This window comes from Streptomyces sp. SD15 (genome assembly GCF_054462255.1).
The window spans coordinates 19,274-44,264 of the sequence record NZ_JBTLMO010000062.1 but is presented as its reverse complement, the minus strand read 5'-3'; the positions used below and the strand labels follow the sequence as shown (position 1 = coordinate 44,264).

The following is a 24,991-nucleotide window of genomic DNA, read 5'->3' as shown; positions in this document are numbered from 1 at the left end:
TCACCATCGCCGACATCGTCCGCGGCACCGACACCGACGCCGGCCCCCACGTCCTGGCCGGCGTCCGCGACTGGCTCGCCGACGGCAAGGCCACCTGACCGCCCCCTTCGCCCACGGTCCCCACCCGCCCACCCGAAGGCCTGCCCCGCGTCTCCGGCCTGCAGCCGAAGCGGCCGGGGTCATGGGGCCGGCGGGCGCCCAGGCACCGGCAAGGGCCAGGGCGGGAGATCGCCGCGGTGCGCAGGGATCCGTCGTACGCTCGGCGCCGCCGGCATCCCCGTATCACTGTGCCGAACCTCCCCGGCCCTCGCGGCCCCGCCTCCCGCGCCACCGCGACACCTGCCGGGCCCGCGGGGAAGACGCTGCCGCATCCGTCGGCCGGGCGGCCCGCGTATCCGCGGTTCCCTCGGCCGGTCACCGCGCGTGAAGGCATGTCCGATCAAGGACCGACGCCCCGCTCGGCCGATATGATGCATTTTGTGATCTTGTTCGGGCGGCTGCGGCGCCCTCGTGCCCCCTATGACGGCCGGTGGAAAGCTGCCCCGCTGTCACCGGTGATCCTCACCGTCCTCATCGCCGGCCTGGCGTTCTCCACACCGAGGGAGATCGCCATCAGCCGCCTTCTGCCCACCGCCCCCGCCCTCGCCGCCGCAATGTGGCCCGTACTCCCCACGATCCTGCTGGGGACGTTCTGCCTGCTGGCCATGATCGGCCTCAGCTTCTTCTACACCGACCTGGGGACGCCGTACACGGCGGCCGCGATCGTCGCGGTCACCCTGGCGGCCGCCTACGCCAGCCATGTCCGCCTCCAGCGGGAGGAGACGCTCCTGCAGGTCCGGCTCGTCGCCGACGCAGCCCAGAAGGTGCTGCTGCGCCCCCTCCCGCGCCGCATCGAGCACGTCGAGATCGAGTCGCTGTATCTGGCGGCCCAGGAGCAGGCCCGGATCGGCGGCGACTTCTACGAGGCGGCCGGCACACCGTACGGGGTCCGGCTGCTCATCGGCGACGTACGGGGCAAGGGCCTGTCCGCGGTGGGGGCGGCCTCGGCGGTGATCAGCTGCTTCAGGGAGGCCGCGTACGACGAGCCCGACCTGAGGGGCGTCGTCCACCGCCTGGAGACCAGCATCACCCGCCACAGCGCTGCGTTTCCCGGCCAGGACCTGCCGGAACGCTTTGCCACCGCTCTCCTCGCCGAGATCCCCTACAGCGGCGGCCACGTCAGACTTCTCAACTGCGGGCACCCCCCGCCGCTGCTTGCGCAGCGCGGGAAGGTCCGCGTCCTTCAGCCCGTCACCGCCTCGCCGCCGCTCAACCTCGCGGCGCTCATCGGGGACCGCTACCACGTCGAGGCCTTCGCCTTCGCCCCGGGCGACCAGCTGCTGTTCTACACCGACGGTGTATCGGAGACCCGGGACCGCACCGGTGAGTTCTTCCCGCTGGCGGACTGGCTGCGGCGGCAGGGCCCCAAGCCGCCCCGCGAGCTGCTCGACCGGCTTCACCGGGACCTGCTCCACCACAGCGGCGGAAGGCTCGACGACGACATCGCCGCCCTTGCGGTGAGGTGGTGCCCGGCCTCCCGGGCCCGGGAGTGCCCCGCGTAGCGGTGCCGGATACCGGATGCGGGTGCCGTGCCCGGCCGGGCAGGGCACCGGGGATCACAGCCCTCGCCCCGCCGTTCAGGACCCCGTCGGGGGTCAGGCCGCCGGGGATGCGGTGGTCAGCTCCTGGGAGCCGAGGACGTCCTCGCCGTACAGGTCCTGCACCCAGTTGGTCTGGTAGATGGTCTCCAGATACCGCTCGCCCAGATCCGGGGCGAGGGCCACCGCGGTCAGCTCCCGCCCCTCCCGCCCCTCCTGCCCGGCCAGCCAGTCCATGGCGCCGCTGACCACTGTGCCGGTGGAACCCCCGAACACGAACCCGCGCCTGGCCAGCCGGTGACAGGCCCGGATGGTGTCGGCCTCCGCCACCCGCACCACGTCGTCGACATAGGACTCGTCCAGCAGCGGCGGGCGCCTGCTGGTGCCCAGGCCGGGAATCATCCGCCGGCCCGGGGCGCCCCCGAAGGTCACCGAGCCCACGCTGTCGACGGCCACGATGCGCACCGGCCGGTGCCACTCGCGGAAGTAGCGCGCGCAGCCCATCAGGGTCCCGGTGGTGCCGGCCCCGACGAACAGCACATCCAGGTCCGGGAACCGCCGGGCGATGGCCGGGGCGGTCCTGCGGTAGTGGGCCATGCCGTTGTTCGGGTTGGTGTACTGGTTGAGCCACACATAGCTGTCGTCGGACGCGCACAGTGCGCGGACGTGGTCGATGCGCGCGCCGAGGAAGCCGCCGACGGGGTCGGGCTCGGTGATGACGTGGACCTGGCTGCCCAGGGCCTCCATCATCAGCCTGGTCGCCAGGTTGCAGCGGGCGTCGGTCACGCACAAGAACCGGTAGCCCCGGCCGGCCGCGATCATGCTCAGGGCCACGCCCAGGTTGCCCGAGGACGACTCGACCAGAACCGAGCCCGGCTTCAGCAGGCCGTCGTGTTCGGCGGCGTCGACCATTTCGGTGGCGGCCTTGAGTTTGATCGAGCCGGCGAAATTGAATCCCTCGCACTTGAGGAACAACGGGCGCCCGAAGATTTCCTCGAGATCGACGTAGAGGTCGTCCTCGTTGTAGGCCTCGGGAACGGATATGACGGGCATGGTCGTCTCCTCGACTGCGGCTCAGTGCCTCCCGGCCGCTGACCCGTCTTGGCGCGGCCCGGGGAAGGAATCCGGCGGCGAGTGACGCCCCGCCGGAACACCTCCAGTACGCCCGAACCGGCGCAGCCGTGTCATGCCACCGAAATTCGGGACTTGACACGCACCCCGTTCGCGCGTATGCAGCCGCGGCTATGCCCGGGGGAGGAGCGGAAACCGACGGGCCGGCCCCACGGGGCGGTCAACGCAATTCCCGGGCGATGTCCCAGCGGATTGAACGGGCGCCTGCGATATGCGGCCGCAAGCCGGGCGACGCACACAGAAAGCAAGGGGAAACAGGGCGATGACTGGCGCGACGGTCGGGCTATCAAAGCAGGCGCATCGTGTCAAGTCACGACATTCAGGGGCAGGACAGGAACTCCCCGGCCGGTCCTACTGGAGAGGCGGGCATCACGCATTTCCGTCCGCACCGACCGAAGCCGACCGAAGCCGACCGAAACGTCTTCAAGGAGTTCACGTGCCAGGGAAAACCGTCGAGGTGCTGACGGCCGATCCGGCTGACAACCCGGCCCTCCAGGACGGCGCGGACGGCGGCCCGCAGGCCGGCACCGAGAAACGTCTGGCCGAGGTGCTGGCCGGCGTCGTACGCGTCGAACAGGTACCGGCCGACAGCCACTTCTTCGACGACCTGGGCGCCGATTCCCTCGTGATGGCCCAGTTCTGCGCGCGGGTCAGGAAGCGGGCGGACCTGCCGGCGGTGTCGATGAAGGACATCTACCGCCACCCCACCATCCGCCGCCTGGCCACCGCGCTCGCCGACGCCGCGTCCACCCCCGTCCCGTCCCCGCCGGCCCCGGCCGCGCAAGTGCCGCCACCGGCGCAGGCACCCGCCGACGCGCAGACACAGACCGACGTACCGGCACGGACCGACGTACCGGCAGCATCCCGTACCCGGCGCTACATCGTCTGCGGAACGCTGCAGTTCCTGATCTTCCTGGGCTACTCCTACGTCGCCGCCCTCGTCGCCGCCCAAGGCTACGAGTGGATCTCCGCGAGCTCGGGTCTGCCCGACCTCTACCTGCGGTCGGTCCTGTTCGCCGGCGCGGGCTTCCTGGGCCTGTGCACCGTCCCGGTCGTGGCGAAGTGGACGCTCATCGGCCGCTGGCGATCCGGCGAGTTCCCCCTGTGGAGCATGGCCTATCTGCGCTTCTGGGTCGTCAAGACCCTGATCCGCACCAGCCCCCTGCGCCTGTTCGCCGGATCACCCCTCTACGTCCTCTACCTCAGGGCGCTCGGCGCGCGGATCGGCAAAGGCGTCACGATCCTCACCCGCACGATCCCGGTCTGCACCGACCTGCTCACCGTGGGGGAGGGCACGGTCATCCGCAAGGACGTCCTCCTGTCCTGCTACCGCGCCCACGCCGGCTGGATCCAGACCGGCCCGGTCACCCTCGGCAGCAACGTGCTCGTCAGCGAACACACGGTCCTCGACATCGACACCTCGATGGGCGACAACGCTCAGCTGGGCCACGCCTCCTGCCTGCACACCGGACAGCGGGTGCCCGACGGGACACGCCGGCACGGCTCGCCGGCCCAGCCGACCGAGGTGGACTACCGCACGGTCGGCCCCGCCGACTGCCCCACCGCCAAAAGGACCCTCTACTGCGTGGTGCAGCTGCTGAATCTGCTGGCGGTGTGTCTGCCGCTGGCGATGGGCGGCGTGGGCATCCTGCTCGCCGAAGTCCCGCAGCTTCATACGCTCCTGAACCCGCAGCAGGTGGCCTTCACCAGCCCGGCGTTCTACGCCGATGCCCTGGCCATCTCCCTAATCGTCTTCCTCGGCTCCCTGCTCGCCGGCCTCCTTGTCGTGGGCACCGTGCCGCGGGTGCTCAACCGGGCCCTCAAGCCCGGCAAGGTCTATCCGCTGTACGGCTTCCACTACGGCATCCACCGGGCGATCGCGCTGATCACCAACAGGAAGTTCTTCGCCACGCTCTTCGGCGACAGCTCCGGCATCGTCCACTACCTGCGCTACCTCGGATACGACCTGTCCCGCATCGAGCAGACCGGGTCGAACTTCGGCAGCGAAGTGAAGCACGAGAACCCGTACCTGAGCTCGGTCGGCACCGGCACCATGGTCGCCGACGGACTGTCCCTCATGAACGCCGACTTCTCGAACACGTCCTTCCGTGTGTCCCGTACGTCGATCGGGCCCCGCAATTTTGTCGGAAACTGCGTCTCCTACCCCGCACAGGGCAAGACCGGCGACAACTGCCTGCTCGCGACGAAGGTCATGGTCCCCGTCGACGGACCGGTGCGCGAAGGCGTGGGCCTGCTGGGCTCACCCAGCTTCGAGATCCCGCGCACGGTGATGCGGGACAACAAGTTCAACCACCTTGAGACCGGCGACGAGCTGCGCCGCCGCCTGGCCGCCAAGAACAGGCACAATGCCCAAACCGCCGGCCTGTACCTGCTGGCGCGGCTGCTCCACGTCTTCGTGATCACCCTCATCGCCATGGGCGCAGCCGACCTCTACCCTGCGCTCGGCGCACCGGCGATCGCACTGGCCAGCGTCCTCACCCTCACGTTCACCGTCGTCCACTTCGCGCTGATCGAACGGGCCTCCACCGGATTCAAGCCCCAGCAGCCGCAGTACTGCTCGATCTACGAGCCCTCCTTCTGGCGCCATGAACGCTTCTGGAAGATGGCCTCGGTCGACTACATCCAGATCTTCGACGGCACCCCCTTCAAGAACATGATCTGGCGGCTGCTGGGGGCCCGGATCGGCAAGCGGGTCTTCGACGACGGCTGCTCCTTCCCGGAGCGCACCCTCGTCACCATCGGCGACGACAGCACGCTGAACGCGAGGACCGTGATCCAGTGCCACTCGCAGGAGGACGGCGCTTTCAAGTCCGACCGCAGCGCGCTGGGCAGCGGCTGCACCCTCGGGGTCGGCGCCTTCGTCCACTACGGCGTGACGATCGGCGACCGCGCGATGCTCGCCCCCGACTCCTTCCTCATGAAGGGCGAGGAAATCCCCTCGCACGCCCAGTGGGGAGGCAACCCGGCCCGGGACATGCCGGGCGACACCAACTGACATGACACCGCGACACCAGCAGCCGAGCAACCAACAGAGGAAAGACCCGATGACAACGCATCTGAGGCGCACCCGCACCGGCCGGGAGTACTGGCGCGGCGTACTGACAGCCGGCGGTTTCACCCCCGCCCCCCGCTGGACCCTCCACCCGGTGACCGGCGTGGGCCAGTACGAGACACCGGTCCCCGACGACACCGTGAGCGGGCTGCACCGGCTGGCGGACGAACTGGCGGTACCGCTCAGTTCACTCCTGCTGGCCGCGCACGCCAAGGTGCTCGCGGCACTGTCCGCGCAGCGGGAGATCACATGCGGCTACGTCACCCAGAGCGGCAGCCCGCTGCCGTGCCGGCTCACCACCGCCCCCGCCTCCTGGCGGGACCTGGTGCACCACACCCACCAGGCCGCCGTAAAACTGCTGGCACACCAGGACGTCGCAGCCGAGGACATCGACGCACTCAGGCGCGAACTGGGCCTGACCGGGCCGCTGTTCGAGACCGTCCTCGATGCCACCGGGCTCGACCAGAACCTCACCGAGGACACCGCGCTGCGGGTGGCCGTCCGCCACCACGACGGCCGGCTCGTACTGCGGCTGCGCCACCGCACCGAGATCCTCGACGCCGACAGCGCCGCCCGCATCGCCGGCTATCACCTGAGGGCGCTCGCGCTGATCACCGCCGACCCCGACGCCGAACACGCACGCCAGAGCCTGCTGTCCGCCGAGGAGCTGCACGTCCAGCTCGAGCAACTCGCCGGACGGGTCCGCACGTTGCCCAGTGCGCGGGTGCATGAACTGTTCGAGGACCGGGTGCGGACGCATCCGGATGCTGTCGCCGCCGTGCACGCCGGAAGGCAGTGGACCTACAGGGAGCTCAACACCCGGGCCAACCGGCTGGCCCACGCCCTTCAAGCCCGCGGGCTCGCCCGCGAAGGCGTCGTCGCGGTGGTGACCGAACGCAACCTCAACTGGCTGGCCGCCGTCATCGCGGTCTTCAAAGCCGGAGGCGTCTACCTCCCCATCGAGCCGCACTTCCCGGCCGAACGCATCGCCGCCACCCTCTCCCGCGCCGCATGCACCCTGGTCCTGACCGAACCCGGCCACACCACCACCCTCGACCAGGCACTCGAGCGTCTGCCCGAAGTAGGGACACTCCTCGTCGAGGCGGCCTACGAAGAAGACCACCCCGACGACGACCTGGGCATCCACATCACGCCCGACCAGCTCGCCTACATCTACTTCACCTCCGGCTCCACCGGCGAGCCCAAGGGCGCGATGTGCGAACACGCCGGCATGCTCAACCACCTCTACGCCAAGATCGACGACCTGCAGATCAGCGAGGGACAGACGGTGGCCCAGACCGCGCCGCAGTGCTTCGACATCTCCCTGTGGCAGCTGTTGTCCGCACTGCTGGCCGGCGGGCGGACCCTGCTGGTCGAACAGGACGCCATCCTCGACGTCCCCCGCTTCCTCGACACCATCACCGACGCCAGGGCCACCGTCCTGCAGGTCGTGCCCTCCTACCTCGAAGCCGTCCTGACCGAGCTCGAACAGCGCCCCCGCACACTGCCCGACCTGCGCTACGTGTCGGTCACCGGCGAGGCACTGAAGAAAGAACTCGCCGCACGCTGGTTCACCGCCCAGCCCCGCACCGCCCTGGTCAACGCCTACGGGCTCACCGAGACCTCGGACGACACCAACCACGACGTCATGCACCGAACGCCGGACCGCATCCTGCTCGGCCCTCCGGTCAACAACGTGCGCATCTACGTCGTCGACGAACACCTCACCCCGGTGCCACTGGGCGCCCCGGGCATGATCGCGTTCTCCGGGGTCTGCGTCGGCCGCGGCTACATCAACGACCCCGACCGCACCCGGGCCGCCTACCTGCCCGATCCGCACCGCGACGGCACGCGGCTCTACCTCGGCGGCGACCACGGCCGCTGGCACCCCTCAGGAAAGCTGGAGTTCCTCGGCCGCCACGACACCCAGGTCAAGATCCGCGGATTCCGGATCGAGACCGGCGAGATCGAAAACACCCTGCTGCGCCTGCCCGGTGTCCGCGACGGCGCGGTGGTGGTGGCCGAACGCGCCGACCAGAGCAAGCACCTGGTCGCCTTCTACTGCGGCCCCCGCCCCCTCGACACCCAGACCCTCACCGACCGGCTGGGTGCCTTTCTGCCCCCCTACATGATCCCGGCAGCCTTCCACTGGCGCGAAAACCTGCCGCTGACCGCCAACAGCAAGACCGACACGAAGGCACTGGTGGCGCTCGCCGCCCGGCTCGCCGCCACCGAGGACGGCCACGAGCCGCCGGCCACACCGGCCGAGCAGCGGCTCGCGGCCGCCTGGGCGAAGGCCCTCGGCGTCCCGCGCGACCGGATCGGACGCCGCGACCACTTCTTCGACCACGGCGGCACCTCCCTCGCGGCGGTGAAGCTCGCCATCGCCCTGGACCGCGCCGTGTCCCTCAAAGACATCACCGCGCACCCGGTCCTCACCGACCTCGCCGCCCTGTTCGACAACGCTCCCCAGCGCCGTACGACCGAACCACCGGCCTCCTCCTCAACCCCACCGAAAGGAAAAGCGCCATGCCGCACCTGACACCGGCAGGCCGTTTGACACCGTCATGGCCGCCTCCCACGCTGGTGGGAGATGGTCCATCCACCCAAAGGGAGATCATCATGGCGACAAGCGCCCGAAACCGCCTCCGACACCTCGTCGGCGCGTCCTGCGCTGCTGCGCTGCTCGCCGCAACGGTGGGCGTGGCAACCGCGGAGGCAGTGCCTCGGACGACGAAGGCCACGGCGGAATCGTCGAGCATGGCACCACAGGAGCCCTGCACGGGCTACCACTACGACGAGGATCACAACCGCGTCTGGGATCCGCCGGGCTGCACCCCGCCATGAGGTGAGGCGACACCGCCGCCCCCGCGTTTTTTTACCGGGCCGGGTGTTGCCGCCGGCCGGTGATGACGTTCAAAGTGTCAGTACGTGATCACCGACACCGAATTCGAGCTCCCGTTGGCCACGTAGACCCGGCGCCCGTCCGGGGACACCGTCACCCCCGCCGGGTGGGAGCCGACGGGGACGGGCTTGCCGACCGTGCGGTTCGTCGCGGTGTCGATCACTGAAACGGAGTTCGAGCTCGCGTTGGCCACGTAGACCCGCCCGTCCCGCGACACCGCCACCCCCTGCGGGGTGTCGCCGACGGTGATGGGGCTGCCGACCGTGCGGTTCGTCGTGGCGTCGATCACCGACACCGAACCCGAGGAGCCGTTGGTCACGTAGACCCGGCGCCCGTCGGGGGACACCGCCACCCCCTCCGGGTTGGCGCCGACGGGGATGGGCTTGCCGACCGTGCGGTTCGTCGCGGTGTCGATCACCGACACCGAGCCCGAGTCGGAGTCCAGGCTGGTCACGTAGACCCGGCGCCCGTCCGGCGACACTGCCACCCCCGCCGGGAAGGGGTCGACGGGGATGGGGCTGCCGACCGTGCGGTTCGTCGCGGTGTCGATCACTGAAACGGAACTCGAGCTCGCGTTGGCCACGTAGACCCGCCCGTTCCGCGACACCGCCACCCCCTGCGGGGAGTCGCCGACGGGGATGGGGCTGCCCACCGTGCGGTTCCTCGTGGCGTCGATCACCGACACCGAACCCGCGTTGCTGTTGGTCACGTAGACCAGGCGCCCGTCCGGGGACACCGCCACCCCCTCCGGGCGGGAGCCGACGGAGACGGGGCTGCCCACCGTGCGGTCCGTCGCGACGTCGATCACCGACACCGAACTCGAGGCGAAGTTGGCCACGTAGGCCCGGCGCCCCTCCGGGGACGCCGCCACCCCCTGCGGGGAGTCGCCGACCTGGATCGACAGCACGGATGCTGCCGGGGGTTCAGGACTGGGGGAGCGGCCCTGTGTCAGGTAGAGGCCGCTGCCTCCCGCGGCCAGCATCACCAGCAGCGCCCCCGCGATGAGCCCGGCCCGTCGGCGCCTGGGCCGCGGCGGGCGGGGTGGCAGCCGGGCCTCGTCACCACCTGTGCGCGGCAGCGGTCCCAGGGGCGGGCCGGTCGGTTTCTCCGGCTCGGCCGGCGGCACGTACTCGGTCGGCGGATCCGATTCCTTGGGAGGCGGCGGCTTCGGGGCGGGGGGCTGCTCGGGCGGCGTCTGCGGTGGGAGAACCTGTTGCTGCGAAGGGGGAGGGTGGGGCTGGGCGGCGACGATGGAGGTGAGCCGCTGGGCGGCCTCGTCGCCGTCCATCCTCTGCGCGGGGTCCTTGGACAGCAGCCCGAGCAGGACCGGGGCCAGCTCCGCTGCCTGCCGCGGCGGGGCGGGAGGCTCGAACATCAGGGCGCTCAGCATGCCGGGACCGGAGTCGCGGTCGAAGGGGCCGGTCCCCTCGAGCGCGAAGTACAGGGTGGCGCCGAGTGAGAACAGGTCGGCCGCCGGGGTCGGCGCGTCGCTGCGGATCCGTTCCGGGGCCATGAAGCGCATGGTCCCGACGACCTCCAAGGAGGCAGTCAGCCGGGCCTCTCCGGAGCTCGGCTCCACCGCGATGCCGTAGTCGGTCAGCAGCACCTGGCCACTGTCCGCAGGGTGGGAGCGCTGCGGGCCGGGGTGGGTCAGCAGGATGTTGGCCGGTTTGACGTCCCGGTGCAGGATGCCGAGCCGGTGGCCCTCCAGCAGGGCGTCGAGCACTGCCAGCCCGATCCGGGCGACGTCGGCGGGCGGCAGCGGCCCCCACTCGCGCACCACCGCATCCAGGTCCATGGCGCCGGGGACGAAGTCCATGACGATCCACGGCAGGCCGCCGTCCTCCACGATGTCGTGCACGGTGACGACATGGGGGTGGTTGCGCAGCCGGGCAGCGTGCCGCGCTTCGCCGCGGGCCCTCGCGATCCGGGTGCCCACCTCACGTTCGGGGATTTCCCGCGGCAGGATGATCTCCTTGAGCGCGACCTCGCACGCCAGTTCCTGGTCGTAGGCCAGCCACACCCGCCCCATGCCGCCGGCGCCGAGCCGACGCAGGAGCCGGTAGCGGCCGGTGATCACGCGCCCGGCGTCCTCGTTCGCTCCTGTCATGGATCCCTCTTCCAGGGCGGGCCGGCAGGGCTCCCCGGTGAGCGGTGAAAGGCCCCCTCCACGTATCGCATATCGCCCGGAGAGTGGCAAATCGCCCGCGGTGCATGGGGGGGCGCGAATCGTGCACATGTTCGGGTTTTTGGGGCGGGTGAGACACTCGTGTCGGTGGGTGGGGGTGACTCGCGGCGATAGTTGGCCACGCGCAGTGCCGCTTGGCCGCAAAGGCGCCCTGGGTGATTCGTCCTTGCGATTCGAGAGAGGTGACACCTGATCTCGATGGTTGACATCACCCTGGGAAACGCCGAAGCCGTACCGGATTTCTGCTGTGCCCGTTCCCGCGGCCCGCACGGCGCTAGCGTCGGTCCCATGATCGTATGGCTCAATGGCACCCACGGCGCAGGCAAGACGACGACCAGTGCACTCGTGCAGCAGCTGATCCCGGATTCACGGGTGTTCGACGCCGAGAAGGTCGGCGAGACACTCATGGACATCACGCCGGGGCTGCCCTGGACGGGCAACTTCCAGCACTGGCCGCCGTGGCGGCCGCTCGTCGTCGAGACCGCCCGCCGCGTACTCGACTACACCGGCGGCACTCTGGTGATGCCCATGACTGTCCTGGTCGAGCAGTACTGGCGCGAGATCAGCACGGGCCTCGCCCACCATGCCATCCCGGTAAGGCACTTCGTCCTCCACGCTGACCAGGACACCCTCCGCGGGCGCATCGAGGGGGACACTGTTCTCGGTCCCTCCCCGTTCCGCCTCAACTACCTCGAGCCCTACGCCGAGGCGGCCCGCACGTGGCTGCACGGCGAGGCCGAGGTCGTCGACACCACGCACCTCACGCCCGCCCAGGCCGCCCTGCAGATCGCGGAGGCCGTCAAGGGTTGAGGTCCGCCCGCCACGCGAAAACAGCCGCAGGCGGCAACGCAGTGGGCAACTGTCTCTGAGCGAAATGGCCAACTGTCTTTGAGCACAGGCCGTTCACCAGAGGTCTTGCCACCGCCTCTGGCCGCCTATCGCTGACGGTCACAGTGGGGCTGTGGTCGGGTAGCGCACGCCGGCCGGCCGCTGCGCACGGTGCTCGCAGCCGGACTCAGGAGACAGTCCCGGCCAGCGCGCCGCCGCCGGTGCCGACGCCGCCGCTCGGCTTGGGTGCGGAGAAGGGGGGTTCGTCCGGTCGGCACGTCGTCTTGGCCGGCGGGAGGGTGCCGTCGATGAAGTAGCGGCTCTCGTACTCGTTGACGCAGCTGCTGGGGTTGAGCAGGGCGCTGTGCCCGTATCCGTTGTGGGTGAGCAGGCGGGCGTTGGCCAGTTCTTTGGCCATGGCCTGCGCGTCCCGGTAGGGGGTGGCGGGGTCGTAGGTGGTGCCGATCACCAGGACGGGGTGTGCCGTGGGCTTGTTCCATGGGCCGCGGTAGCGGTTGGCGGCTACGGCCGGCCAGGTGGAACACGGCTCTGCGGCCCAGGTCCAGAAACGTCCGGCGTCGCCCGCACGGGTGGCGGCGGCCTCCTCCAGCGCGTGGTGGACACCGGGGTCGCGCGGATGGGGGCTGTCGGAGCAGAGCACCGCACCGCCCTGTTCATCGCCCGTGTACGGATTCGGGACCGGCGGTACGGGCAGGGGTGGCGGCTGCTGCGGGACGCGGCCCTGCCACAGGGCCTGCAGCCTGCCGGCGAGGAACGTCCATCCGGGGTGGACGATGTCGAGGCCGCTCACCACGTCACCGACCGTCCTGCCGTAGGTCCACGCGCCCACGGGATGCTGCCTGAGGCGCTGCATCAGCCGGTCGAACTTGTCCCGGGTCGCTTCGGGGCTGCCGGCGGAGAAGGCGCAGCGGCCGGTGGTGGTGGACCCGCACAGGGCGAGGAACCGGTCCAGGATCGCGGCCGCGCCGAGATCCGCGCCCATGCGCAGGAATACCGGGAGCCGGGGGTCGTCGTTGGACGCGTGGTTCGTCCACGCCTGCGGGTCGATGTTGCTGTCGAGGGTCATGGCGCGGACCTTGCCGGGGAAGAGATTGACGTAGGTGGCGCCGAGGAACGTGCCGTAGGAGATCCCGAGGTAGGTGAGTTGCGGGTCGCCCACCGCCTGGCGGAGCTGGTCGAGGTCGCGAGCGGTGTCGGCGGTCGACACATGGCGCAGGAGCTCGGGGTCACGCTGCTGACAGCGCCGGGCCAGATCCTTGTACGCGGCGATCCAGGCCGTCCGCTGCTGTTCGCCCACCGGGAGGCCGGCCGGTTTGCTCGCCATCCACGCGTCGGCTTCGCCGGGACTCGCGAAGCAGTTCACCGCGGTGCTGTTGCCGACTCCGCGTGGGTCCCAGCTGACGATGTCGAACCGCTCCCGCACCTTGCGCGGGAAGAACTCGTAGTTCTGCGGCATCTGCACCGTTCCGGGCCCGCCGGGTCCGCCGGGGTTGAAGAACAGGGTGCCGATGCGCCGTCCGGGGCCGGTTGCCTTCCGCTTGACGACGGACAGTTCGATGGTGCGGCGGCCGGGGCTGCGGTAGTCCAGCGGCACCTTTGCGGTCGCGCAGTCGAACTGACTGCCCTGGACGCAGGGTTTCCAATCCAGCTTGGGGGCGGGCACCGAGGGTGTCGGCGTCCCGTCGGCCGCGGCGAGGTCCGGCCCGGTGAATGTCGTGGAGCAGGCCAGCGCGAAGGCGATGACCGGGGCGTAACGCCGGCGGCCCGTCATGGATCCGGGTATGTGCATGCTCCGTTCCCTCCGCTTCATGGATGAAAGCGTCTCCGGAACTCTGTGTGTGCCTGTGTGATTCAGGCTTTTCGGGCGCGGCGTGGCCGTCTGCGGGTGCCGTCCGGTGGTCCGGACCTCGGTGGGAGGGGGTGGACTTGGGTGGCGTGCAGGTGGTGGAAGCCGGTCCGCTCGGCGGCGCGGGTGCGTCGTCGACAGGTTCCGCGTGACCGTCGCCCTGGCCCGTCGGGAGGGTGAACTCCCGGGTGGGCGGGGGTGGTTGGTCCATGACCTGGCACCGGCCTGGTTGCTGCCGGTGTCTGGGTGTCATGCCCCGCCGGACGCTGGGCCACCCCGGTGGGGGTGGCGGCGGGGGCCGTACGCGCAGCGGGCATACGGCGGGAAGTCTGTGTGGCCTCGGCCATGGCCCCGCTCGGCGCGGGGGCCGGGGTGGTGTGCCGGGCCCAGCGGCGGACGCCGGGCTGCGGGCGGCTGGGGGTGGGATGCCCCCTGCCAGGCGTGATTGTGGGCCCGCGCGGGCGCGGCGGTGTCATCTCGCGTTGACGGGTGCGACGCAGGCGGCGGGTGATCTTCTTCGGGCGGCGCACCAGGGCCACGGTCGCTTCGACGGTGGCGCGGATGCTACGCACGCCGGTGGTCCGGTCGGTGGCGGTGTGGGCCTGGGCGAGCAGGCCGCGGGAGACGCCCCGGCGGGCGGCGGCATGGTCACGGAGGCGGCGGATCCGCTCACTCACCCGCGCATGCTCCAGGTCCAGCACCGCGGCCCCGTCCAGGAGCCGGGACCAGACCAGGTGCGGGGAGCCGAGGTGGTCGGCGCGTTGTCGGTAGTGGTCGCGTTTGGCGGCAAGCTGTTCCCGGTGGCCGCGCAGCCGGTGCAGTGTCGCACTGATCGCGGTGGCGTCAAAGATCAATGGGCGGCCGTCGGTGACCACCCGGGCCCGTTCGCCCTTGCCGGTCAAGCGGCCCATCATGCCGGTGAGCAGGGTGTTCACCCCCCAGTCGAGGCCGACCGCGACCGTATGCCCGGTCGCCTTACGGGCGGGGGCGGGGAGGGAGTGCGGCAGGTCCACCGCGATGCGCCCGCTGCGGGTGAGGCGCAGGGCCGGAGTGTGCAGCACCGCATCCGGCCCGACCGGAGCGGGCAGCCGGATATCGAGCACATGCCAGGCCCACTCACGGCCCGAGCCGGGGGCCGGGCACAGGGGGAGTTTTACCCGCAGCCGCGCCGTGGTCGCGTCAAGGCGGTCCAGGGTGACCTGTTGGCCGTCCATCGCCGCCGGCAACACCAACGGCGCGATCTCCGGCGGGCCTTTCGACTCGCACAGTCCCGACGGCAGCCGCCCCTGCTCGGCGGCGAAGGCGCCTACCTGTCGGGTGCGGTTGCGGATCTCCGCCGTACTCACCCCGGGCGGCAGTGCGGCCCGCAACGCCGCCCACTTTGCCGCACTGCGACGGGAGGGATCGGCGGGCCAACTGTCCAGTACCGCCGTCACGATGGCGCGCCGGTGCAGGGCCAGGCGCAGAGTGCGGGCCGCGTACTCCCGCGCCGCCCGACGCACCCGGTCCGAGACGTACACGCCCTCCGGCAGTCCGTCGCCAGGGGCGGCTTCGGTGCCGGCGGGCCGGGTCCAGCCCAGTCTGCGCAGTGCCATCCAGCCCTTCGAGGGCAGCTTCCCGCCGTTCTCGTCGACCCCGGCGGCCAGCATGTCCAGCGACGCCTCATCCCAGCCTGCGGCCACCGGCGAGCGCGTCAACTGTTCGCACCATGCGGCGAGATGGGATATCCGCTCGTACAGCACCGGCCGGCCGGCCCGTTCCCCGCTCGCTTCCAGGACCGCACCGAAGGCGGTACACGTCGCCGCCGCCATCGCCCGCGCCACGCCCACCACCCCATCACGAGCCGACTCGTTGCCCGTCCGGCGTATCCCGGGATCCGATCGAGCTGACGACCGACCATCACACAAAGACACGCAACCCGATGAAACCGATCGAGAGGAACTCACCTATGCAACGTGCCGTCCTTGTAGCTATCGGTCCCGCGATACAGCATCCATAAGGCGCCTTGAGCGAAACCGCCAACAGTTGAAGACCCTGATGCCACCCATGCGCTGGACGCCGGCACGCATCCGCATCAACATCACCGTGGTCCGGCGAGGCGCGCCAGCCAACCGCGGCCGAATGGCTGAGCTCCTCGAGGCGTGTCGTCGCTGGGGGTGGGCGGGCGGTGCTGTCGTGGGGGCTTGGCCGACGTCGAGGCGCTCAGTCAAGGACCGCGAGGTGATCGGCGGCGCCTCCGTGCCACTCGATCAACCGTGCTGCGGCGCGGCGCTTCGCGTGCTGCTGTTGCGGGCCCGGTCAGGAGGGGGCGGTGGTGGCGCGGGGCCGGTTACGGGCCCACCGCTGGAGATCCGGGAGGCAGAGAGGAGTTCGGTTCCGCGCGTGCCGGCCGGGGTGATGGACCAGGAGCCGCAAGACGGCGAAGTTCAGATCAGCGCCGGCCGGCCGGCCAGTTGCGGATACAGCGCCTCTGGGCCGACGGCCAGGGCTGCCTGGACCTGCTTGCTGAAGTCGTCGGCGAGGACCTCGTGCAGTCCGGCCTCGACACCGTCGAGGGTCGCGCGGGCCACCGTGGCGGGATCGGACTTCGCAGCGGTCACCTTCGCGGCCAGCTCCGTCGAGAGGTAACTGACGTGCAGGGCTGTGACGTGCGTGCCCTGTTCTGCGAGGGCCACCCTCAAGGCGTTGGTCACCGACCATTCAGCAGCCTTGGCCGCGGCATATCCGGCGCTGGCCGTGATCGATATCCAGGACAGCACGGACAGAACATTGACCACTGCGCCGCCGCCGTTGCGCCCCAGAACGGGGGCGAAGGCCCTGCTCATGGCGAGGGTGCCGAGAACGTGCGTCTCGAACTCCAACCGGAATGAATCCAAGTCCGCCGTGAGCACGTCGGCCCGGGTCGACAAACCGGCGTTGTTGATGAGGAGTGTCACGTCCTGGGCTCGGTCGGCTGCCGCGTGCACGGATTCGTGGTCGGTGATGTCGACTGCGACCGGGATCGCCCCGGGCACGGTGACCCTTTTGGGGTCGCGGGATCCCGCGTAGACCTTGGCTGCTCCAGCATCGAAGAGCGCCCGTACGAATTGCTCACCGAGCCCGCGGTTTGCTCCGGTGACAAAAGCGACAGCCCCTTGGACCTTCATGGGAGCACCTTCCCTGCGATGGGTTGCAGGGACGAAGACCGGCGGACGCGCAGCGCACACCGCGCGGCCCCGCCCGCTTTCCATTCAACGTATGTTGCGTGGGTTCCCGTCACCACCCGAACTGCGCCCGGCCTGGTGGTCCGGGCGGCAGGCGTGCAGTGCCATAACTCCATCGGATTCTTTCGAGGACGCGGTGGAGGCCGGGCCGGCCGTGCCGCTTCAGCGCTCGGTGGATGACCACCTGTTCCGCGTACCGGCCGCCACGGGACACGGAGCCACCCCCTCCGCTGCGGTTGTTCATCGCGACCGGCACACGCCCGGTGGCGGTGGCCACGCAGACCACCGGCGAGGGGATGTCCCTGGCCGACGTGGCGGAGTCGTTCGCCGCCGGGCCGAAGCGGTACTGCCCCGGTGCGCAGGCTGCGCGACGCCGCCACGGCCTGCCCTGCGATGTTCCAGCTCGTCACCTTCGCCGACGCTCGCTCCTGCCGACTGGGCGAGCCGGGCTGGGCGACCAGCACGCCCGAGCAACTCCGACACCGTCTCGGCACCCTGTCGCCACCGGTCGCGGCGCAGGCGATGGCGGTATCCCGGCCGGCCAGGCCACGAGCGTTCCGCACAGCCGACTTCTGCCCGCCGGCTTTCGCCGGTGGCGCCGCTGGGCACGCGGGGCACGCCCCCGACGGGATGCTCGCACTCGGGAGCGAGCAGCCTCTCAGGGGCGGTGACGACCGCAGGGGGCGGTGGTCGGGATGGGACCCCGCCCGCCACACCGGACCACGAGTGCCGCCTCCGGTGTGGCGGGAATCGCGGGCGGTTGCTTGCAGGGCAACCGGCGAAACGGGGTGCGTCAGTCCTGGGTGAGGTGCCCGTCGACCAGCCGCCGCAGCCCCAGGGGGTTGTCCGGAGAACATCAAGGCGGCACGTGAGCGCATCGACGGTCGCGTCCGCCGTGCGGCTGTCGCGAAGAGCGGCCGACGGCGGCCCACGTTGGTCTAGACCTTGACGTGTTCCGTTCATAGGGGCACGCTGAGAGCGCTCTCACACGATCGGAAGGGTCCGCTCCCCGTGACCTCCCCTTTGGCGGGGCGCGGCCCCCGACCGTCCGTCCGGCGCAATTCAACTCCGGTGGGAGAAGCCCACCTGGCAGGAGGACGAGCGTGCTTGCCTTACGGAAGGTGCTGGTGGCTGTGGTCGCCGCGGCGGCCGTCGCCGCGGGACTCACGGCCGTGGGCCCCGCATCCCATGCCGAAGCCGCGGTGCCCACGACCATCCCGCTCGAGTTCAAGAACGACTCCGGGCGCAGCGACCAGGTCTACGTCTACAACATCGGGACCCTGCTCTCGACCGGCCAGCAGGGCTGGGCCGACGCGAGCGGCACGTTCCACGCCTGGCCCGCCGGCGGCAACCCGCCGACCGACGCGCCCGACGCGTCGATCGCCGGACCGGCGGGCGGTCAGACCATGACGCTCCGGATGCCGAAGTTCTCCGGCCGGGTCTACTTCTCCTACGGTCAAAAGCTCGTCTTCAAGCTGACCACCGGCGGTCTCGTGCAGCCCGCGGTGCAAAACCCGACCGACCCGAACGCGAACATCCTCTTCAACTGGACCGAGTACACCCTCAACGACGCCGGACTGTGGATCAACAGCACCCAGGTGGACATGTTCTCGGCCCCGTACGCGGTCGGTGTCAAGAACACCTCCGGCACCGTCAAGAACACCGGCCACCTGAAGACCGGCGGCTACGCCGGCTTCTTCAACGCCCTCAGGGGCCAGCCCGGCGGCTGGGCCGGCCTCATCCGGACCCGGTCCGACGGCACCGTCCTGCGTGCCCTCGCGCCCGGCCACGGCATCGAGTCCGGCGCCCTGCCGAGCACCGTCATGGACGACTACATCAACCGGGTGTGGACCAAGTACGCCACCTCCACGCTGACGGTGACACCGTTCGCGGACCAGCCGGCGACCAAGTACTACGGCAGGGTCTCCGGCAACGTCATGAACTTCACCAACAGCTCCGGCGCCGTCGTCACCACCTTCCAGAAGCCCGACGCCGACAGCATCTTCGGCTGCCACAAGCTCCTGGACGCGCCGAACGACCTGGTACGCGGCCCGATCTCCCGCACCCTGTGCGCGGGCTACAACCGTTCCACACTCCTGACCAACTCCAGCCAGCCCGACACGAGTTCCGCGGGCTTCTACCAGGACGCGGTGACCAACCACTACGCCCGGAAGATCCACGCCCAGATGGCCGACGGCAAGGCGTACGCCTTCGCCTTCGACGACGTCGGCAACCACGAGTCGCTGGTCAACGACAGCAACCCGCAGACGGCGTACATCACGCTCGACCCGTTCAGCTGAGCGACGGGGACGGGGGAGGGGAACGCGGAAGGCGGCCCGGGCGAGCGGCGATTGTGGGATCAGCACCGAGTCCTGTGACCGCCGCCCGCCTGCCGTCGCGCGGTCTTGGTGTGACGGGGCATCATCGAGCACTTGCGTTCGCCTTCCCCTCACCTGTTGCACCCCGATGGCCGGGACACCGTTCCTCTGGACTGAGCAGGAGTCTTCCGCAAGGCGCCCGTCCCCGCGTCGCTGCGGCCTGGGCTGCGGCTCTTTGAGGCCATGTCCTAGGTGAGGTGGCGGATCCAGCGCTGGATGGCGGCATTGATGCTGTCGGGCAGGGCGCTGAGTTGGTCGATGGCTTCCCGGTCTTCGACCTGGGGCGGGACGCCGGCCGTGGTCAGGGCGGCATGAAGGTCGAGCCGCCTTCGGTCGCGCGGGCCGATCACGATGTCCATGCGCCGGGTGGGATTCGGCGGCGGCAGCAGGTAGTCGTCCCGGGTGGGCTGCGGGGTCGGATCCCACCAAGAGGAGCCGGGCGTGTCGCAGGCGTAGGGGTCGACAAAGGTCTGTGGCGTACCGGACTCGAAGGCTGTGGCACTCACAAGGATTTCCTTACGTGAGGGGTACCGGTTGTGCATGTCAGGAGTCGGTCCGTGCACAGGCTGGTTGCAGCTGGGGCCGTAAGTCATGCGGACGGCGCCATTGCCAGCTCATCCGCCCATCGCATCAGCCCTCAGGCCGGCCGGTGCCACTGGCCGCGGTTCGTGCGGCCCCGGCCTGTCCGGCAGACACCACCAGGGCCAGAGGGCGGTCCGGTCCGGCACAGGGCCGGGTGGATCTTCAAGCTCCCCGCACCCCTGGCGAATGCCCCGCACGGCCGGTACGTCCTCGCCTGCCGCGTCGCGTTCGGGCACCGGGGTACCGAGTGGGCTGACCGCGTCGAGGCCAACCGGGCGATCGCCTACCGCATCCACCTGGACGTAGGCCGGGACCGAACACGGCCGCAAAAAGCGGTTCCGCCACCTCATCTCCGGCATGCCCACCGGCCGCCTCCGCGCCCGGCTCACCTCCATGGCCGACCACACGGGCATCGCGGTCATCGCCGTGGACCTGGCCTGCACCAGCCGCCGGGGCGCCCAGCACTGGCACAAACCCCACTAGCAACAACCGCAAGACCAGCGAGGCCGGCTCCTCCAGCAACTCGCTGGACAGACCGTTCTGTGACACCGGCATCGACTTCACGCCGGGGAGCACCGAATTGTAGGGGCGTCAATAAAAGCGGGCCAGGGACGGCGTCGGAGCGGCACCAGGCCGAGCGCGGGATTCTCCCGGCTGACGGGCAGCGGGACACAGGGCTCGTAGGGGGCCGGTGCGTTCCGGGGGGAGACGCCGTCCGCGCGACTCAGCGCGTGCTGGGTACGGCGGTTTCCCCGGTCTCGGGCAGGCGCACCGTCCCGGAGAGCAGTGAGGTGAAGACGACGTGCTCGCCCTGGCGCCCCGTGACCAGCACGCTCGCCGAGCCGGCGGCCTGGACGGGGGGCAGGGACGCCTCGATCCAGCAGGGGGCGTCGAACTCCGCGGAGCGCTGGAAGTCGACGCAGAGCGAGGACACCGTCAACGACGACGGGTGGAGCAGGCCGCAGGCGGCCTGCCGGGCCGCTTCGAGCAGGACCGTTCCGGGGAAGTGGTCCCCGCTGTGGTCGAACAGGACGGGGTGGCGCGGGTCCGGGTCGAGCAGCCAGCGTGTGGGCCGGTCGGTGGGGGAGAGCACCACGTCGAAGGGCAGGGTCTTGCCCACGACGGGCGGCAGCATCCCGGACGGACGCCGCACGCGCCTGTGCCGCTGGGCTCCGTCCGCCTCTTTGCGCAGGCGGCGGTACGTCGCAGGTGACAGGCAGGTGAACCGTCCCCCGCCGACGGCACACAGGCTCCCCGCACGAACGATGCCGATCTCCAGCGTGAACTCCGCCAGGCGCGTGCCCCGTCGCGTCATGTCGGTGACGGTGGCTGTGAGCGTGAGGTCGCTGGGCCCGGGACCGATGGTCATGTGCTCCGGATGCGTCGTCAGGTGCATGTCCCACATCAGGAACTGGTGACCGAGCGGCACGCCGAGCTCCGCGTGAGCCAGGAAGAGCCCCACCTGGCGAATGGTCTCGGCGGCCTGCAGGGGGTCGTGGCTCGCGCCGTCGTGGCTCGTGAAGAACGTGTGCGCGCGCGGCCATTGGCCTTCCAGCCGGTAACGGGTGCCGGTGTCCTTCTCGCACCCGGTGAGGAACACCTCGGCGTGGGACGAGCGGTGGACGTACTCGCGCGGCACCGTGGTGGTCAGCTCGGGCAGGAGGCTGGTGGCGGCCCGGGCGATGTCCCCGCCCGGGTCCGGTATGGAGGGCTCTTCCTGCTGGAACGTCAGGAGGGTCATGAAGGTCTCCGCTCGTTGCCGGGGAGGTAAGGACGGTCGGCGCCTCCATAAGATACGAACCTACCGGTTTTCTTTTCAAGGGCTCGCAGGGCGTGTTCACCGGAGCGGTCGTCCGATAGTCAAGCGAGGCTGAACCCTGAAGGATCAGTTCTCCCGGAAGGCGGAGGGAGCCCGGCCGCAAAGCGGCGGGAGGCATTCCGTTCGTGTGTGCGCGGTTGCGAAGAATGCCTCCGGGGGCCCGGCTGTGCCCGGGAGCCATGGCTGTTGACGGTAGGCAGGGTCTTCTCGTCGCCGCCGATACGCCAGGCGCGCTGCGCCACCGCGTCGATGCCCCGGCACGGTCCGCGGATCGAGAAGGCGTTCAGGAGGTCCGCGTGGGCGAGGTCCCCCCGCCTGGAGGGGGGCGCGGCGGGAGCGCCATGGTGGTGAACCAGCCGAATCCTCGCGTCCGGTTTGCTGCGTGCCGTGCGTACCGCGTGCTGTGCGAGGAAGCCGCTTGCCCCGGTGATGAGGAGATGCCGGGCCGTTCGGGGCCTTTGGCCGCTGTCGCGGACGATGCCGATTCGGCCGGGGGAGGCGGCTCGAGCCGCCGGCCAGGTTGTGAAAATACGGACTACCTGGTTTGGTTTCTGGAGGGGGCGGCGGAATGCGGTGCACACCGGGCGTTTTTCGTCCAGGAACGACAGCAGGAGGGCTCGTGGCACAGCAGGAGCGTGCGATCCGGACCCGGCGCACCATCTTGGAGGCCGCGGCTGCGGTCTTCGACGAGCGCGGGTACGAGGCTGCCACGATCGGGGAGATCCTGGCGCGGGCAGGTGTCACCAAGGGGGCACTCTACTTCCACTTCCCGTCCAAGCAGTCGCTGGCCGAGGGCCTGCTCACCGAGCAGTTCTCCGTCCTCTACCTGGCCCCGAGGGTGTGCAAGCTGCAGGAGCTCGTGGATCTGGGGCTGCTCACCGCGTACCGCATGCGCCGCGACCCGGTGGTCAGCGCGGCCGCGAGGCTCTCCCTGTACGGGGAGATGAGTGCGCACCTGGGGGGCCAGGTGATCGCCGAGTGGATCGGTGCCACGGAGAAGATCCTGGCCGAGGCCAAGGAGCGGGGCGAGCTGCTTCCGCATATCGATCCCGTCGAGAGCGCGTGGACCTTTTCGGCCGCCTGGACCGGTGTGCAGTTCTACTCCCACGCCCTGGCCCAGCGCAGCGATCTGGAGGAGCGGATCGCCGCGCTCTTCGCGCACCTCCTGCCCGCCGTGGCGGTTCCCGCCGTGCTGAGGAGCCTGGTCATCAGTGCCGAACGCGCGCAAGAGGTCGGCGTCGAGAGCGCGCGACTGGCCCGGGAGGCGGCCGCGCTGGAGGAAGCCCAGGCCGCCGCTGCGGGGTGACTGGCTCTCGCGCCGGCCGAACGGCGCCTCGAGGTGCAACGGGCGCCGGGAAGAGGGGCCTTGCCGGGGCGGGGTGCCGGCCCGGCGCCGGGCGCTGCCGCGGACGCGGACGGGAGGCAAACCTTCCAGACGGTTTGTAACTCTTGCCTGTGCCGGCTCGAGGGGGCGTCGAACGTATCGAATCCGGCGGTGTGCGCACGTCAACTCACCTACGGCGGACGGTCCCCGGATGCGTGAGGGACGCTGGGGTGAAGCGGAGACCGCCTTGAACGGCACTCGATGACACCATCGGTCCACGGCCTCCCGGGGTCAAAACAAACCTCATATGCTGTTTAGTGGGAGGGGTTGGGTGCTCGATCGGCGAGTGGGGTGCTGTCCGCGAAGGGCGTGCTCGTCGCGGGGGCGGCTCGGCGTGGGCCTGGGAGGAGAGGCGTGATGGTCAAGCAGGTACGGGCGGCGCGCACACGCGCGTCCCTCATCCATGCGGCAGCCGAGGTTTTCGCCGACGAGGGGTACGCCATGGCCTCCTTGCCTGCGATCAGCGAACGGGCCGGCGTGAGTGCCGGGGCCCTGTACTTCCACTTCGCCAGCAAGGACGCCCTGGCCCGGGAGGTGGAGTGCGCGGCTGCGGACTGTGTGGAAAAGCTGGCCGAGCGCTGCCTGTCCGCGGCCGGCACCTCGCTGCAGTCGCTCGTGCGCACCACGGACCGTCTGCTGCACGCTGCCGCCTCCGACCCCGTGGTCCGGGCGGGGTTCACGCTGAGCGGTGATCCGTCCCGCAAGAGCGGGGCGGGGCTGCTGCGGTGGTGGAGCGTGTGGGTCCGCGATCTCGTCGTGCGGGCCCAGGGTGCGGGGGAGCTGTCGGACGACATCTCGCCCGACGGTGCGGCAACGGTCATCGTGGCCGCCACCGTCGGCATGGAGGCGCTCGGCAGCTGGGACCGGGACTGGCTGTCGTGCGAGCGCCTGGCGCAGTTCTGGATATTCGCCCTGCCGCGGCTGGCCGCCCCGCCCCATCTGACGGCGGCGCTGTCGGCGTGCGCGCCCGAAGCGGACGGCGTGGTGACGCCGGCCAAAACAGTCTGACTGGTCCGGTAATGGGCGGGGCGGCCATGCCGGGGGCGCCCGGACGGTGTTGTCGACTGCTGCATCAGGTGACATGGGGCCGAACCGTCCCCAACCGGCCAAGCCGGTGACGAGCGTGACGAGGACGGTGTCGAGCCGCTTCGCTGCTTCACCGTCCTCCGTGTCAGGGATGCTGGAGACACCATGCGGTTGCTGATCCTCGCCGTCAGCGTGCTCGCGGCCGCGAGCACGCTCACCACTGTGCTGGCCGCCGACTCGTACGTCACGGTCTGCGTCACTGCGACCGCGCTGCTCGTGACCATCGCCCGCCGGTCCGGCCTGAGCTGGGACGAGCTGGGGCTCGGCCGGGCAGCGGCACGCCGTGGGCTGCGCTGGGGGCTCGTCCTGGCCGGGGCCGTCCTCGTCGTCTACCTCGTCGGGTGGGCCCTGCCGCTCACCCGGGAGGCCTTCGAGGACGAACGCGCTGCGGGACCGTCGGCCGGAGAGCTTGTGTACCGGGTCCTGGTGCGCGTGCCGTTCGGCACGGTGCTGCTCGAGGAGGTGGGGTTCCGCGGCGTCCTGTGGGCCGCGATCGCGCGGCTTCGCGGCCCCGTATGGGCCACGGCACTCTCGTCCGCCCTGTTCGGCTTCTGGCACGTGCTGCCGTCCCGTGGACTCACCCGGGCCAACGCTGCAGCTGAAGCCGTCTTCGGTACCGGGACAGCCGGCGTCACCTTGTCCGTCGCGGCCGCCGTCGTCACCACCGGCCTCGCCGGCGTGCTCTTCTGCGAACTTCGCCGCCGTTCCGGCAGCCTGATCCCGTCCATGGCCCTGCACTGCGCCCTCAACAGCTTCGGCTACGCCCTCGCCTGGGCAGCTGCCCGCGGGTAGGACGGCCTCCTGCTCCGACTCTGCGGGCGCACGAGCCCGCGCACGAGAGCTGCCGCCTCACCCGCCGCTCGCCCCCTGCTGGAGGTGGCCGGTCGAGTCTTCCGGAGTCTGCCGCGTA

At 70.5% G+C, this 24,991-nt stretch carries 15 protein-coding genes and 1 pseudogene; 9 read left to right on the top strand and 7 right to left on the bottom strand.

All coding sequences use genetic code 11. From position 1 onward, the window contains the following. The first annotated feature begins 479 nt into the window (after positions 1-479). Positions 480-1,601 (top strand): PP2C family protein-serine/threonine phosphatase, encoded by a 1,122-nt coding sequence (locus tag ACX28W_RS37920; RefSeq protein WP_459004646.1) that lies wholly within the window; start codon positions 480-482, stop codon positions 1,599-1,601. A 93-nt stretch (positions 1,602-1,694) separates the two neighbouring features. Here the strand turns inward: ACX28W_RS37920 and sbnA are convergent, their stop codons facing one another. Then, complete coding sequence (gene sbnA / locus ACX28W_RS37915; RefSeq protein ID WP_459004645.1) at positions 1,695-2,690, bottom strand: 2,3-diaminopropionate biosynthesis protein SbnA; 996 nt, start codon at positions 2,688-2,690, stop codon at positions 1,695-1,697. 514 nt (positions 2,691-3,204) lie between these two features. Between sbnA and ACX28W_RS37910 the strand changes: the two genes are divergently transcribed. Further along, a complete protein-coding gene (locus tag ACX28W_RS37910) occupies positions 3,205-5,784 on the top strand; it encodes a Pls/PosA family non-ribosomal peptide synthetase (protein ID WP_459004643.1) in 2,580 nt (859 codons plus the stop codon). Positions 5,785-5,833: 49 nt separating this feature from the next. Beyond that, complete coding sequence (locus tag ACX28W_RS37905; protein WP_459004642.1) at positions 5,834-8,383, top strand: non-ribosomal peptide synthetase; 2,550 nt, start codon at positions 5,834-5,836, stop codon at positions 8,381-8,383. 382 nt (positions 8,384-8,765) lie between these two features. Here ACX28W_RS37905 and ACX28W_RS37900 read toward each other — a convergent pair whose 3' ends face one another. Beyond that, on the bottom strand, positions 8,766-10,856 hold the full coding sequence (locus tag ACX28W_RS37900) for a protein kinase domain-containing protein (protein WP_459004641.1): 2,091 nt from the start codon (positions 10,854-10,856) through the stop codon (positions 8,766-8,768). A 366-nt stretch (positions 10,857-11,222) separates the two neighbouring features. On the opposite strand from ACX28W_RS37900, the gene ACX28W_RS37895 reads away from it, so the two are divergent. Then, positions 11,223-11,744, top strand: a complete 522-nt coding sequence (locus ACX28W_RS37895; RefSeq protein WP_459004640.1) for an ATP-binding protein — start codon at positions 11,223-11,225, stop codon at positions 11,742-11,744. Between the two features lie 205 nt (positions 11,745-11,949). Here the strand turns inward: ACX28W_RS37895 and ACX28W_RS37890 are convergent, their stop codons facing one another. The 3 genes from ACX28W_RS37890 to ACX28W_RS37880 form a co-directional block, all read right to left on the bottom strand. Beyond that, positions 11,950-13,572, bottom strand: coding sequence for an alpha/beta hydrolase (locus tag ACX28W_RS37890; RefSeq protein ID WP_459004638.1), 1,623 nt, complete (start codon positions 13,570-13,572; stop codon positions 11,950-11,952). Positions 13,573-13,634: 62 nt separating this feature from the next. Continuing rightward, positions 13,635-15,452, bottom strand: coding sequence for a hypothetical protein (locus ACX28W_RS37885; RefSeq protein ID WP_459004636.1), 1,818 nt, complete (start codon positions 15,450-15,452; stop codon positions 13,635-13,637). 603 nt (positions 15,453-16,055) lie between these two features. Next, positions 16,056-16,775 (bottom strand): SDR family oxidoreductase, encoded by a 720-nt coding sequence (locus tag ACX28W_RS37880; RefSeq protein WP_459004634.1) that lies wholly within the window; start codon positions 16,773-16,775, stop codon positions 16,056-16,058. 1,160 nt (positions 16,776-17,935) lie between these two features. On the opposite strand from ACX28W_RS37880, the gene ACX28W_RS37875 reads away from it, so the two are divergent. After that, positions 17,936-19,132, top strand: a complete 1,197-nt coding sequence (locus tag ACX28W_RS37875; protein WP_459004632.1) for a glycoside hydrolase family 64 protein — start codon at positions 17,936-17,938, stop codon at positions 19,130-19,132. Positions 19,133-19,398: 266 nt separating this feature from the next. Here the strand turns inward: ACX28W_RS37875 and ACX28W_RS37870 are convergent, their stop codons facing one another. Further along, on the bottom strand, positions 19,399-19,716 hold the full coding sequence (locus ACX28W_RS37870) for a hypothetical protein (protein WP_459004631.1): 318 nt from the start codon (positions 19,714-19,716) through the stop codon (positions 19,399-19,401). A 240-nt stretch (positions 19,717-19,956) separates the two neighbouring features. On the opposite strand from ACX28W_RS37870, the pseudogene ACX28W_RS37865 reads away from it, so the two are divergent. Continuing rightward, a pseudogene (locus tag ACX28W_RS37865) lies at positions 19,957-20,327 on the top strand (hypothetical protein); the annotation flags it as partial. 189 nt (positions 20,328-20,516) lie between these two features. Here ACX28W_RS37865 and ACX28W_RS37860 read toward each other — a convergent pair. Beyond that, positions 20,517-21,533, bottom strand: a complete 1,017-nt coding sequence (locus ACX28W_RS37860) for a ScbA/BarX family gamma-butyrolactone biosynthesis protein (protein WP_459004629.1) — start codon at positions 21,531-21,533, stop codon at positions 20,517-20,519. Between the two features lie 697 nt (positions 21,534-22,230). Here ACX28W_RS37860 and ACX28W_RS37855 point away from each other — a divergent pair. The 3 genes from ACX28W_RS37855 (at position 22,231) to ACX28W_RS37845 (ending at position 24,873) form a co-directional block, all read left to right on the top strand. Next, positions 22,231-22,917: a ScbR family autoregulator-binding transcription factor gene (locus ACX28W_RS37855; RefSeq protein ID WP_459004627.1), complete on the top strand. Its 687-nt coding sequence runs from the start codon at positions 22,231-22,233 to the stop codon at positions 22,915-22,917. Positions 22,918-23,352: 435 nt separating this feature from the next. After that, entirely contained in the window at positions 23,353-24,003 is a 651-nt protein-coding gene (locus ACX28W_RS37850) for a ScbR family autoregulator-binding transcription factor (protein ID WP_459004625.1), read from the top strand. A 183-nt stretch (positions 24,004-24,186) separates the two neighbouring features. Next, positions 24,187-24,873, top strand: a complete 687-nt coding sequence (locus tag ACX28W_RS37845) for a CPBP family intramembrane glutamic endopeptidase (RefSeq protein WP_459004623.1) — start codon at positions 24,187-24,189, stop codon at positions 24,871-24,873. Positions 24,874-24,991: the final 118 nt, after the last annotated feature.

Bases quoted from the DNA above. Each gene is read 5' to 3' on its own strand.
- sbnA (WP_459004645.1), bottom strand. From the start codon at position 2,690: ATGCCCGTCATATCCGTTCCCGAGGCCTACAACGAGGACGACCTCTAC.
- ACX28W_RS37905 (WP_459004642.1), top strand. From the start codon at position 5,834: ATGACAACGCATCTGAGGCGCACCCGCACCGGCCGGGAGTACTGGCGC.
- ACX28W_RS37900 (WP_459004641.1), bottom strand. From the start codon at position 10,856: ATGACAGGAGCGAACGAGGACGCCGGGCGCGTGATCACCGGCCGCTAC.
- ACX28W_RS37895 (WP_459004640.1), top strand. From the start codon at position 11,223: ATGATCGTATGGCTCAATGGCACCCACGGCGCAGGCAAGACGACGACC.
- ACX28W_RS37890 (WP_459004638.1), bottom strand. From the start codon at position 13,572: ATGCACATACCCGGATCCATGACGGGCCGCCGGCGTTACGCCCCGGTC.
- ACX28W_RS37880 (WP_459004634.1), bottom strand. From the start codon at position 16,775: ATGAAGGTCCAAGGGGCTGTCGCTTTTGTCACCGGAGCAAACCGCGGG.
- ACX28W_RS37860 (WP_459004629.1), bottom strand. From the start codon at position 21,533: ATGACCCTCCTGACGTTCCAGCAGGAAGAGCCCTCCATACCGGACCCG.
- ACX28W_RS37850 (WP_459004625.1), top strand. From the start codon at position 23,353: ATGGTCAAGCAGGTACGGGCGGCGCGCACACGCGCGTCCCTCATCCAT.
- ACX28W_RS37845 (WP_459004623.1), top strand. From the start codon at position 24,187: ATGCGGTTGCTGATCCTCGCCGTCAGCGTGCTCGCGGCCGCGAGCACG.